The 12,377-nt window shown below is 69.7% G+C and carries 10 protein-coding genes; 9 read left to right on the forward strand and 1 reads right to left on the reverse strand.

Features of this window, described 5'->3' with window-relative positions:
- Window positions 1-33: 33 nt before the first annotated feature.
- The 7 genes from ACFYRH_RS04785 to ACFYRH_RS04815 all read left to right on the forward strand — a co-directional run bounded on the left by ACFYRH_RS04785 (window position 34) and on the right by ACFYRH_RS04815 (window position 9,520).
- Window positions 34-1,587, forward strand: coding sequence for an acyl-CoA carboxylase subunit beta (locus ACFYRH_RS04785; protein WP_387768146.1), 1,554 nt, complete (start codon window positions 34-36; stop codon window positions 1,585-1,587).
- Between the two features lie 5 nt (window positions 1,588-1,592).
- On the forward strand, window positions 1,593-3,545 hold the full coding sequence (locus ACFYRH_RS04790) for a biotin carboxylase N-terminal domain-containing protein (protein ID WP_387768149.1): 1,953 nt from the start codon (window positions 1,593-1,595) through the stop codon (window positions 3,543-3,545).
- 55 nt (window positions 3,546-3,600) lie between these two features.
- Entirely contained in the window at window positions 3,601-4,758 is a 1,158-nt protein-coding gene (locus ACFYRH_RS04795) for an acyl-CoA dehydrogenase family protein (protein ID WP_387768152.1), read from the forward strand.
- 24 nt (window positions 4,759-4,782) lie between these two features.
- Window positions 4,783-6,351, forward strand: coding sequence for an AMP-binding protein (locus ACFYRH_RS04800; RefSeq protein ID WP_387768154.1), 1,569 nt, complete (start codon window positions 4,783-4,785; stop codon window positions 6,349-6,351).
- Complete coding sequence (locus ACFYRH_RS04805) at window positions 6,344-6,955, forward strand: TetR/AcrR family transcriptional regulator (protein WP_387768157.1); 612 nt, start codon at window positions 6,344-6,346, stop codon at window positions 6,953-6,955. Before ACFYRH_RS04800 ends, ACFYRH_RS04805 begins: the two co-directional genes overlap by 8 nt.
- 82 nt (window positions 6,956-7,037) lie before the next feature.
- Window positions 7,038-8,486 carry an MDR family MFS transporter gene (locus ACFYRH_RS04810; protein WP_387768160.1) on the forward strand — a complete coding sequence of 483 codons (1,449 nt, stop codon included), beginning with the start codon at window positions 7,038-7,040 and terminating at the stop codon, window positions 8,484-8,486.
- Complete coding sequence (locus ACFYRH_RS04815) at window positions 8,483-9,520, forward strand: GNAT family N-acetyltransferase (RefSeq protein WP_387768162.1); 1,038 nt, start codon at window positions 8,483-8,485, stop codon at window positions 9,518-9,520. The genes ACFYRH_RS04810 and ACFYRH_RS04815 overlap by 4 nt, the downstream gene beginning before the upstream one ends.
- Window positions 9,521-10,127: 607 nt before the next feature.
- On the opposite strand, the gene ACFYRH_RS04820 is transcribed toward ACFYRH_RS04815, so the two are convergent.
- Entirely contained in the window at window positions 10,128-10,301 is a 174-nt protein-coding gene (locus ACFYRH_RS04820) for a hypothetical protein (RefSeq protein ID WP_165549662.1), read from the reverse strand.
- A 228-nt stretch (window positions 10,302-10,529) separates the two neighbouring features.
- Between ACFYRH_RS04820 and ACFYRH_RS04825 the strand changes: the two genes are divergently transcribed.
- On the forward strand, window positions 10,530-11,825 hold the full coding sequence (locus tag ACFYRH_RS04825) for an XRE family transcriptional regulator (protein ID WP_387768165.1): 1,296 nt from the start codon (window positions 10,530-10,532) through the stop codon (window positions 11,823-11,825).
- Window positions 11,826-11,834: 9 nt separating this feature from the next.
- Window positions 11,835-12,377, forward strand: coding sequence for a GNAT family N-acetyltransferase (locus ACFYRH_RS04830; protein ID WP_387768168.1), 543 nt, complete (start codon window positions 11,835-11,837; stop codon window positions 12,375-12,377).

Below are 12,377 nucleotides of genomic sequence, written 5' to 3' on the forward strand. Positions count from 1 at the left end.
GCCTCCTTTCGCCCCCGACCGCGGAGCGGCCGCATGAGTAACCGTCAAGCGATGCTGGAGAAGCTCGCCGCGCTGGACGCCGAGCACGAGAAGGCGCTCGCGGGCGGCGGACCGAAGTACGTCGACCGTCACCACCAGCGCGGCAAACTGCTGGCCCGGGAACGAATCGAGCTGCTGCTCGACCCCGACTCGTACTTCCTCGAACTCTCGCCGCTGGCCGGCTGGGGATCGGACTTCACCGTCGGCGCCAGCCTGGTGACCGGTATCGGCGTGGTCGAGGGCGTCGAGTGCCTGATCACCGCCAACGACCCGACGGTCAAGGGCGGCTCCAGCAATCCGTGGACACTGCGCAAGGCCCTGCGGTCGGACGAGATCGCTCGCGCGAACCGGCTCCCCGTGATCAGCCTGGTCGAGTCCGGCGGCGCGGACCTGCCGACGCAGAAGGAGATCTTCATCCCGGGTGGCGCGATGTTCCGCAACCTGACCCGGCTGTCGGCCGAGGGGATCCCGACGATCGCGCTGGTGTTCGGCAACTCGACCGCGGGCGGCGCGTACATCCCGGGGATGAGCGACTACGTGGTGATGGTGGACGGCGGCGCGAAGGTGTTCCTGGCCGGGCCGCCGCTGGTGAAGATGGCGACCGGTGAGGACGCCGACGACGAGTCGCTCGGTGGCGCGTCGATGCATGCCCGCAAGTCCGGGCTCGCCGACTACTTCGCCGTGGACGAACAGGACGCGATCCGGCTCGGCCGGCAGATCGTGTCGCGGTTGAACTGGCGCAAGGCGGGTCCGGCGCCCGCCCCGGCGTACGACGAACCGCTGCTTCCGGCGGACGACCTGCTGGACATCGTGCCGGGAGACCTGAAGGTCCCGTTCGATCCGCGGGACGTGATCGCCCGGGTGGTGGACGGGTCGGTGTTCGACGAGTTCAAGCCGCTGTACGGGTCCTCGCTGACGACCGGATGGGCGTCGGTGCACGGGTACCCCGTGGGGATCCTCGCGAACGCGCGCGGCGTGCTGTTCAGCGAGGAGTCGCAGAAGGCGGCGCAGTTCATCCAGCTCGCGAACCGCGCGAACACGCCGCTGATCTTCCTGCACAACACGACCGGGTACATGGTCGGGCAGGAGTACGAGCAGGGCGGGATCATCAAGCACGGCGCGCAGATGATCAACGCGGTCTCGAACTCCACGGTCCCGCACCTCTCGATCCTGATGGGAGCGTCGTACGGCGCCGGTCACTACGGGATGTGCGGCCGGGCGTTCGATCCACGCTTCCTGTTCGCGTGGCCGTCGGCGAAGTCGGCGGTGATGGGACCGCAACAGCTCGCCGGGGTGCTGTCGATCGTCGCGCGGGCGGCCGCCGAGGCGAAGGGCATGCCGTACGACGAGGACGGTGACCAGCAGATGCGCGCGTACGTCGAAGGCCAGATCGAGGCCGAATCGCTGCCGATGTTCCTCTCCGGCCGCCTGTACGACGACGGCGTGATCGACCCCCGCGACACCCGCACCGTCCTCGGCATCTGCCTGTCCGCCATCCACTCGGCCCCGGTCGAAGGCACGTCGTCCTTCGGCGTCTTCAGGATGTGACGCGCATGATCAACTCTGTTCTGGTCGCCAACCGGGGTGAGATCGCCCGGCGCATCTTCCGCACCGCGCGCTCCCTCGGCCTGTCCACGGTCGCGGTCTACTCGACCGCCGACGCGCGGATGCCGTTCGTTGACGAGGCCGACGCCGCGGTCGAGCTCCCCGGGAACGCGCCCGGCGAGACCTACCTCCGTGCCGGCCTGATCGTCGCCGCGGCCCGGCGCGCGGGCGCGGACGCCGTACACCCGGGTTACGGATTCCTGTCCGAGAACGCCGGCTTCGCGCAGGCGGTGATCGACGCGGGGCTGACGTGGATCGGGCCGCCCGTCGACGCGATCTCGTCGATGGGGTCGAAGATCGAGGCGAAGAAGCTGATGGCCGCGGCCGGGGTTCCGGTGCTCGCCGAGCTCACGCCTGCCGAGGTTTCGGACGCCGACCTGCCGGTGCTGGTGAAGGCGTCGGCCGGTGGTGGCGGGCGCGGGATGCGGGTGGTGTCGCGGCTGGAGGATCTCGCGGCGGAGATCGACGCCGCGTCGGCAGAGGCGCTGTCGGCGTTCGGCGACGGGACGGTGTTCTGCGAGCGGTACCTCGCGAGCGGCCGGCATATCGAGGTGCAGGTGATGGCCGATCAGCACGGGACGATCTGGGCGATCGGCGAACGGGAGTGCTCGATCCAGCGGCGGCACCAGAAGGTGGTTGAGGAAGCCCCGTCGCCGCTGGTCGAACGGATCCCGGCGATGCGGGCCGCGCTCTTCGACGCGGCCCGGAAGGCTGCGGGTGCGATCAACTACGTCGGTGCGGGGACGGTCGAGTTCCTCGCGGACGAGGACGGGAACTTCTACTTCCTGGAGATGAACACCCGGCTCCAGGTAGAGCACCCGGTGACCGAAGAGACCACGGGACTGGATCTGGTCGAGCTGCAGTTCGCGATCGCCTCCGGTGCGCGCTTGCCGGAGAAGCCACCGCCGACCCGCGGGCATGCGATCGAGGTCCGGTTGTACGCCGAGGACCCGTTCCACGACTGGCAACCCCAAACCGGCACGCTCCACCGCTTCGCGGTGGGCGCCGACCCGCGGTTGGGAAACAAAGGCGCGCTGGACGACCAAGAAGTTCCCAACCGGCTGCGTGTGGACTCCGGGGTCGAGGATGGCTCGGAGGTTTCGCCGTACTACGACGCGATGCTGGCGAAGGTGATCGCGTCCGGCGCCGACCGTACGACGGTGGCTCGGCGGCTGGCCGGGGTGTTGGAGCGGGCGACGATCCATGGCGTGGGGACGAACCGGGATCTGTTGGCGTGGATCCTGCGGCACCCGGCGTTCCTCGCGGGCGACACCGACACCGCGTTCTTCACCACGCACGGTGTCGGCGAGGCGGTCGGCGACGACGTGGTGCGGGTGTCGGCGCTGACAGCGGCGCTGGCGGATGCGGCAGGTCGGCGTACCCCGGTGGACGTGCCGAGGGGGTGGCGCAATCTCGCATCGCAACCCCAGCGCAAGAGCTACCGAGTCGGTGATGCGGTGCATGAGGTCGCCTACCGGCTGACCCGCGACGGATTGATTGCGGACGGCGACATCAAGCTCGTGGACTCCGCACCCGGCCAGGTGGTGCTCCAGGTCGATGGTGTGCGCAGATCGTTTGATGTTGCCGAGTATGACGGGCTGGTGTGTGTGGACTCGGCGTTGGGAAGTGTGGCGCTCGTCCCGGTTGGACGGTTCGTGGATCCGGCGGAGCAGGCGCCTGCGGGGTCGTTGGTGGCTCCTATGCCGGGGACCGTGATCCGCGTCGGCGTACAGGTAGGGGACACGGTCACCCAAGGGCAGCCGCTGGTGTGGTTGGAGGCGATGAAGATGGAGCACGCGATCGCCGCCCCGGCCGACGGGGTGGTCGGTGAGCTGAAGGTGGCAGCGGGACAACAGGTCGAGGTCGGCGCGGTACTGGCCGTGGTTGGGGAGGACGCATGAGCGAGCACAGCGCGCTTCGTGCTTCATCGGCGCCCGGAGCGAAGCGAGGAAGCCGATGAGCTACGTCGAGTCGGAGGAGCGCCGGGAGCTGCGGAAGGTCGTCGCCGAACTCGGTAAGAAGTACGGCTACGAGTGGTTCAACCAGCAGGCCCGTAGCGGCGGTCACACCACCGAACTCTGGCTGGACGCCGGCAAACTCGGGTACCTCGGCGTCAACCTCCCCGAACAGTACGGCGGCGGTGGCGGCGGCATGGCCGACCTGTCGATCGTCCTCGAGGAGCTCGGCGCGGCCGGCTGCCCGCTGCTGATGATGGTCGTCTCACCGTCGATCTGCGGCACGGTGATCTCCCGCTTCGGCACCGGCGAGCAGAAGCAGCACTGGCTGCCGGGCCTCGCGGACGGTACGACGATCATGGCGTTCGCGATCACCGAACCGGACGCCGGCTCGAACTCACACCAGATCACGACCACCGCCCGCCGTACCGAGAACGGCTGGTCGCTGAGCGGGCGCAAGGTGTACATCTCCGGCCTCGACGTGGCGAAGGCGGTCCTGGTCGTGGGCCGCACCGAGGACGCGCGCACCGGGAAGCTGAAGCCCGCGTTGTTCATCGTCCCGATCGACGCCCCCGGAGTGGAGTTCCGGCAGATCGAGATGGACCTGATCAGCCCGGACAAGCAGTACGCCTTGTTCCTGGACGACGTACACCTGCCGTCCGACGCGCTGGTCGGCTCCGAGGACGCGGCGCTCCTGCAGTTGTTCGCCGGGCTGAATCCGGAGCGGATCATGGCGTCCGCGTTCGCGATCGGGATCGCCCGGCACGCGCTCGACAAGGCGACGGCGTACGTCAAGGAACGACAGGTCTGGAAGACGCCGATCGGTGCGCACCAGGGGATCGCGCACCCGCTCGCGCAGATCAAGATCGAGCTCGAGCTCGCCCGGCTGATGATGCAGAAGGCCGCGGCGCTCTACGACGCCGGCGACGACCTGGCCGCGGGCGAGGCCGCGAACATGGCGAAGTACGCCGCCGGTGAGGTCGCGGTGCGCGCCACCGACCAGGCCGTGCAATCCCTCGGCGGGAACGGTATGACCAAGGAGTACGGCGTCGCCTCGCTGGTCGCGGCGGCCCGGGCGACCCGGATCGCGCCGGTCAGCCGGGAGATGATCCTGAACTTCGTCGCACAGCACAGCCTCGGACTGCCCAAGTCGTACTAGGTCGTACCAGAAGGAGTGGGGCCCATGATCATCACCAGCGAGTTCCCGCCCGTCGAGGTGCTCGACGTACCGATCCACGACGCCGTCCTCGGCCGCGCCCAGGAGTTCGGCGACCGGCCCGCGATGGTCGACGGCGTCACCGGCCAGGAGCTCAGCTACGCCCAGCTGGACCACCTGACCCGCCGGTTCGCCGCCGGTCTCGCCGAGCACGGCGTCCGGCACGGCGACACGATCGCGCTCTACAGCCCGAACACGATCCTGTACCCCGTGGTGTTCTACGGCGCCACCCGGGCCGGCGCCACCGTGACCACGGTGAACGCGCTGTACACGGCGGACGAGCTGCACAAGCAGCTGATCGACTCGAAGGCGAAGTTGCTGGTGACGATTTCGCCTTTCCTGCCGGTCGCGACCGCCGCGATCGACGGCACCGGGGTGACCGAGATCTTCGTCTGCGATCAGGCCGACGGGTACCGCTCTGTGCAGGAGCTGCTCGCGTCGACCGGCCCCGAGCCCGAGGTGACGATCGACCCCGTCGAGGACGTCGCGGTGCTGCCGTACTCGAGCGGGACGACCGGCGCGGCCAAGGGCGTGATGCTCACGCACCGGAACATCGCCACGAACATCTCCCAGGCCGAGGTGATGATCACCCTCGCCGAGGACGAACGGATCATCGCGATCCTGCCGTTCTTCCACATCTACGGGCTGTCGGTGCTGATGAACCTGCCGCTGCGGCTCGGCGCGACGGTCGTCGTCCTGCCGAAGTTCGAGCTGCGGCAGTTCCTCACCACGCTGGACGAGCAGCGGATCACGCGGGCGTTCGTCGCGCCGCCGGTCGTGCTGGCGCTGGCGAAGCACCCGGCGGTCGACGGGGTGGACCTGTCCCGTCTGAAGTACGTCACGTCCGCGGCCGCGCCGCTCGACGGTGAACTGGCCGAGGCGTGCGCGAAACGGCTCGGGCTGCACGCCGTACTGCAGGCCTATGGGATGACCGAGTTGTCGCCGGGGACCCACGCCGTACCGCAGGACGACCCGGAGCCGCCGCCGGGGGCGGTCGGCAAGCTGTTCCCGTCGACCGAGATGCGGCTGGTCGGTGCCGACGGTAACGATGCGGACGAGGGCGAGATCTGGATCCGCGGGCCGCAGGTGATGAAGGGGTACCTCGGCCGGCGGGCGGAGACGGACGCGACGATCGACCCCGAGGGCTGGCTGCACACCGGAGACATCGGCCGGGTGGACGCCCGCGGCTACCTGTACGTCGTGGACCGGGTGAAGGAGCTGATCAAGTACCACGGGTACCAGGTGCCGCCGGCGGAACTCGAGGCGGTGCTGCTCACCGACGACCGGATCGCCGACGCGGCCGTGATCGGGGTCGACGCGGACGGGAACGAAGTGCCGAAGGCGTTCGTGGTGCCGATGCCGGGCGTGCCGCTGACCGAGGCCGACGTGATCGAGTACGTCGCCGCGCGGGTGGCGCCGTACAAGAAGATCCGGCAGGTGGAGTTCATCGACGCGGTGCCGAAGGCGGCGTCCGGGAAGATCCTGCGGCGGGAGCTGCGGGCCCGCGAGGCGGCCCGTGGGGCGGCCAGTGAGTGAGGTCCTGAAAGCACCCCAGCAGGACCGCAGCCGGGCCACCCGGCAACGGTTGCTCGAGGCATCGGTCGAGTCCCTGGCCGAGGTCGGGTACGCCGCGACGACGGTGAGTGTGGTGGCGACCCGGGCCGGGGTCTCGCGGGGTGCTGCGCAGCATCACTTCCCGACGCGCGCGGATCTGTTCGCGGCGGCGGTCGAGTACATGACCGAAGTACGGCTGGCGGAGATCCGGGCGCAGGCCGCGCGGCTGCCGAGCGGCGCCGGCCGGACCGAGGCGATCGTCGGGATGCTGGCCGACGTGTACACCGGGCCGTTGTTCCGGGCCGCCCTGCATCTGTGGGTGGCGGCGTCGACCGAGGAGGTGTTGCGGCAGCAGATCGTGCGGCTCGAGGCGCATGTCGGACGGCAGGCACACCGGGCGTTGCTCGAGGTGTTGGACGTCAGCGAGCGAACACCCGGGGTACGCGAGACCGTGCAAGGCGTGCTGGACATGGCGCGCGGCCTCGGCCTGGCAGCCCTCCTGACCGACGACAGCGCACGCCGCCGCGGCATCGTCCGCCAATGGAGCCAAATCCTGGATCAGGCCCTGCGCGAACCCGGAGTGTGATCCGCGCGAGCCGGCCTGACCGTCCAGCAGGCGAGCCCCGGCTGGGGAATTTGTTGTCGGCTCACATACATTGATGAGCAATATGACTACTCAGCGGATCGACCGGGCGAGTGTAGGACTTCGTTCGGAGCGGGGGCCGATCCTGCTGGCGGTGATGCTCAGTGTCGGGCTGGTCGCGATCGACGCGACGATCCTGGCCACCGCCGTACCGTCCGTGGTCGCCGACCTCGGTGGGTTCACGCAGTTCCCCTGGTTGTTCTCGATCTACCTGCTGGCGCAGGCGGTGTCGGTGCCGATCTACGGCAAGCTCGCCGACCAGCGCGGGCGGAAGCCGATCATGCTGCTCGGCGTCGGGCTGTTCGTGCTCGGGTCGGTGCTCTGCGGGTTCGCCTGGAGCATGCCGGCGCTGATCGCGTTCCGCCTGGTCCAGGGTCTCGGCGCGGGCGCGATCCAGCCGATCGGGATGACGATCATCGGCGACATCTACACGGTCGCCGAACGCGCCAAGGTGCAGGGGTACGTCGCCAGCGTCTGGGGGATCTCGTCGTTCGTCGGACCGACGCTCGGCGGCGTGTTCTCGGACTACATCTCGTGGCGGTGGATCTTCTTCGTGAACATCCCGCTCGGGATCGCGGCCGCGTGGGTGCTGGTCCGGCGGTTCGAGGAGAAGGTCGCGGAGAAGACGAGCCACCAGATCGACTACGCCGGTGCGATCCTGCTCGCGGTCGGCGGCTCACTGCTGCTGCTCGGGCTGCTCGAGGGTGGCGTGATGTGGGACTGGGGTTCGGCGCCGAGCATCGTGATCCTGGCGGCGGCCGTCGTACTGCTGGCCACGTTCGCACTGGTCGAGCGGCGCGCGGCCGAGCCGGTGCTGCCGCTGTGGGTGCTCCGGCAGCGGGTGCTGAACTCGGCCAACTCGGCGGCCCTGCTGATCGGGTTGCTGATGATCGGCCTGTCGACGTACGTGCCGCTGTTCGCCCAGAGCGTCCTCGGTACGTCGGCACTCGTGGCCGGGTTCACACTGGCCGCGATGACACTCGGGTGGCCGATCGCAGCCTCGTTCGCCGGGCGCATCTACCTGCGGGTCGGGTTCCGGACCACGATGCTGCTCGGCGCGCTGATCGTCGTACTCGGGTCCGGGATCCTGCTCACGGTGGGTTCCGACAGCTCGGTGCTGCACCTGGCCGCCGCATGCTTCGTCATCGGGATCGGCCTCGGCTTCTCCGCGTCACCGTCGGTCGTGGCCGCGCAGTCCTCGGTGGACTGGCGGACCCGCGGCGTGGTCACCGGCGCGAACATGTTCTCCCGCTCGGTCGGTAGCGCGGTCGGCGTCGCCGTCTTCGGTGCGGTCGCGAACGGCGTGGTCGCGGCCCGCCTCGGCGACGACCACGCCGACCTGGAGAAGGTGCCCGCGGGCATCCTGTCGCCCGCGATCCACGACGTGTACTACGGGGCCGCCGCAGCCGCCGTGCTCCTCGTGATCGCAGTCGCGTTCATGCCGAACCGCATCACCGAGCAGCCGCTGCGATGACCGAGCGCGCGGTGGACTGCGTCGGAGCGTTGATCCGGGACCCGCAGCATCGCGTCTACCTGCAACGACGTACGGCTGACCGGCGGTTGTTGCCCGGGATCTGGGACATCGTCGGCGGCCACCTCGAGCCGGGCGAGACACCGGAGCAGGCGTTGGCGCGCGAGGTCGAGGAGGAGACCGGCTGGAAGGTCCGCGACATCGTCTGGCAGGTCGCCGACTGGGAATGGGAGTGGGAAGGCCGGGTACGGCGTGAGCTCGACTACCTCGTCACGGTCGACGGTGACCTGACCCGCCCACGACTGGAAGCCGGCAAGCACGACGCCTCCGCGTGGGCCGGCCCTGACGACCTCGACCTCCTGATGGTCAACCGCACCGACGGCGACCGCCGCCTACGGGACCTCGTCGCCCACACGGTGCGGACCCGCTTCACCGACCGCCTCCGCCTCGAACCGATCACCGGACCCAACGGTGTCCTCCCCGGACATGCAGCGGACCTCGAACGCCTCTTCGCCGACCCGTGGGTCGCCCGCTGGTACGCCGGCTCGCTGACCCCCGCCGAAGCCGCCACTCAGGCCGCCACGCACCAGACCAACTGGGAACGCGACGCCGTCGGCAAGTGGATCGCCTACGAGCGCTCCACCGGTGCTCTCGCCGGCCGCGGCGGCCTCTCCCGAATCCCCGCCGGCACCCCGGTCGCCGAGGCGATCACCGCCCTGGCCGGCCCCGCCTGGTCCACCCACCGCCTGGAACTCGGCTGGGCCCTGACCGAACCAGCCCGAGGCCGAGGCCTGGCCACCGAGCTAGGCCACGCAGGCCTGACCTACGCCTTCACCACCCTCAACGCCCAGGCGGTCATCGCCTTCACCGAACAATCCAACAAGGCCTCCCAGGCCGTCATGCAACGCCTGAACATGACCTACGCCGGCCAAATCCACGCCGATGGCTGGTCCGCCGACGCCACAGCGATCGAACCGAACGCGCCCTTCGCCGTCTACGTCACCGAACCACGAACCAGCCTCCACCGACCCAACTGACGCCGGCCGACGAGAACATCTCGCGCGACGCGGGATCGCGCGGCGCAGGCTGTGAACGGGGTGTCGTCGCTCCGGGGCCAGGGCCTGGCCCGGACCGGACCTGAGGCGGACATCCGGGTGCTTTTCGGAAAGAAGTCGCCGTGGGGTGGCGGAAATGTTCCGCAAAGGCGCGGTCCACGATCCAGGGCGGGTGACGGGGACCGCCGGCGGATGGCCGCGAACCTGGTCCACAACGCCTGAAGGCTCCGGGTGTGACCGCCCAGGCGCGACGGTCACACTCGGAGCCTGCCACCTCAGGGGGAGGTTCCCGGTGAGGTGTCGGGAGCCTCCGGTGTCCTACCGCCTAGGACACGCGGCCCTGCCTGGCCCGAGGTGTCGGCCAGGAGGTGGGTTGGAACGGCTGGGCGGCGGCGATACAGGGTCAGCCGCCAGGCCCAGCCGGGTCAGGTGGGCGGCGCGGTCCGGAGCTGAGGAGTGCTCCGGACCGCACCTCGGGTTTCGTCCGGGACTGAGGAGGGTCCCGGACCTTCCACGAACTGCCCCTGGACGTGAGGAGACCCCAGGGCGCAGCTCACCGGGTCTGAGGAGGGACCCGGAAGAGCGGTTTTCAGTCGGTGCTGTCGAGCGGGCCGAGCAGGTCGTTGGTGACCTTGAGACCGGCGAAACGTCGCCGCATCGCCTGTTCGTAGCGGGCTGCCAGCGGCGCCTCCGCGACGTACTGCGCGATCACGTGCTCGCCGAACCAGACCCGGACTCTGCGCCGGTGCTGTCTCGACGTCATTTCCGCGATGGTCACAACCTCTCACCCCGTAACTCTCAGGCCTTGCAACCAGTTGGACTTACTGGTTGTCATGGCAGTAATGGTGCACGAGCCCAACGTGACCGCTCTAGGACCTGGACCGGACCTTTGCCGGACCTCTTCAGGTCCTCTGGCGGACATCTGGGGGACAGCACCTTGTCGTGGGGCACAAGTCGAGACAACGTCTGACTGACGTGAACGGGAGGAACGATGGCGAGTAGGTACGCGCCAAAGACGGTCCTGGCGCACCTGATCCAGCGCCGGAACCAGACCTACTCCGAGATCGTCGCCGAGTTCGTCGAGCTGGGTGGAACCATCACCGAGCGGCACCTGCGTCGGCTCGCATCGGGCGAGCGGGCGGGGACCACTCCACAGACCCGGCGCACCCTGCAACGCATGTTCGGCAAGCCGGTCGAGGAACTCCTCGCACCGTACGTGCCCGAACAGGCCGCCCAGGTGGTGCCGGCACCTGCCGCGAGTGGACGGATCACGACAGGTAATGAGATGGAGGTTCTCGACATGGCTGCCAGCCGAGCCAGGGCGTTCGCCCTTGCGGCCCAGTCCGGTCTCGGAAGCGAGGCCATGGAGCAGGTGTACGACGACGTACGCCACGCCGCGACGGCGTACCCGCAGCGCCCGCTGCCGGAGATCCTCGGCCAGCTGGTCGAGACCCAGGACCTGGTGTTCGCCCTGCTGGAGAGCCGGCAGCGCCCGGAGACCCACCGGCAGCTGTACTTCCTCGCCGGTGTGACCGGCGGACTGCTCGCCAAGGCCTCCCACGACCTCGGCAACCCGCACGCCGCGCTGACCCAGGCGCGGACCGCGTTCCTGTGTGCCGACAACGCCGACCACCACGGCCTGCGGGCCTGGGTGCGCGGCCTGCAGTCCCTGGTCTCGTACTGGGCCGGCAACCCGCACGACTCGGTGCGGTACGCGCAGCTCGGCGCCGGGTACGCCGAGCAGGCCAACAGCACCACGAGCGTCTGGCTGCCGGTCAGCGAGGCCCGCGCCTGGGCCGCGCTCGGCAACCCCGAGGCCACCCGGGCCGCGCTCGAGCGCGCCGAAGAGGCGTGGAACTCGGTCCGCAACGACGACCTGGACGACATGGGCGGCCTGTGCACGTTCGGCCGCAACCGCCAGCTGTACTACGCCGCCGACGCGCTCGCGTGGCTGCCGGGCGAGGTCGACCAGGCACACCGGTACTCGAGCCAGGCCGTCGACGCGTACACCGACCAGAGCCACCCGGAGTGGGCCTTCGGCGACGCCGCGGGCAGCCACGCCGCGATGGCGATCACCCGGATCGCGAGCGGTGAGCTGGATGGCGCCGCCGACGCGCTGGCACCGGTGCTGACGCTGCCGACCGAGCGCCGGATCAACGGCGTGGTGCACTCGGCCCGCCGGGTCCATCAGGCGCTGCGGCAGTCCGGTCGCGCGGACGACGCCCGCGAGCTCCAGGAGGAGATCGAGACCTTCACCCGGACGCCGATGCAGACCTACCCCCGATAGCCTGCGCGAATGGACCCGCTCAGCGGCGAACGCACCACACTGCGAGAGTTCCGGACCTCAGATCTCGACGACTACTTCGCGATCGCCGGTGACGACCGGGTCACCGACTGGATGGCCTTCGACAGCTACGACCGGCCGAAGGCCGAGCAGAACCTGGCCGGGATCGTCCGGAGGTCGGCGCAGGAGGACCGCCCGGACTACATGCTCGCGGTCACCCGGCCGGACGACGACCACGTGATCGGGTTCGCCCGGATCGCGCCGAGCGGGCCCTGGGCCGCGAAGCTGGGGTACGCGATCGGTGCGGACCACTGGGGCCGCGGCTACGCCACGGACGCCGCCCGGGTGATGCTGCGGTTCGCCTTCGACACCCTGGGCCGGCACCGGGTGACCGCTGCGATCGGCCCGGAGAACGAGGCCTCGATCGCGGTCGTGAAGCATCTCGGTTTCAGCTACGAGGGCCACCTCCGCGACCACGTCTTCACGAACGGCGGGTGGCGTGATTCGCTGCTCTACTCGCTCCTCGAGGACGAATACGCCCCCGCGACCACCTGA

The sequence above is a fragment of the Kribbella sp. NPDC004875 genome, from assembly GCF_042873375.1.
Classification (GTDB): domain Bacteria; phylum Actinomycetota; class Actinomycetes; order Propionibacteriales; family Kribbellaceae; genus Kribbella.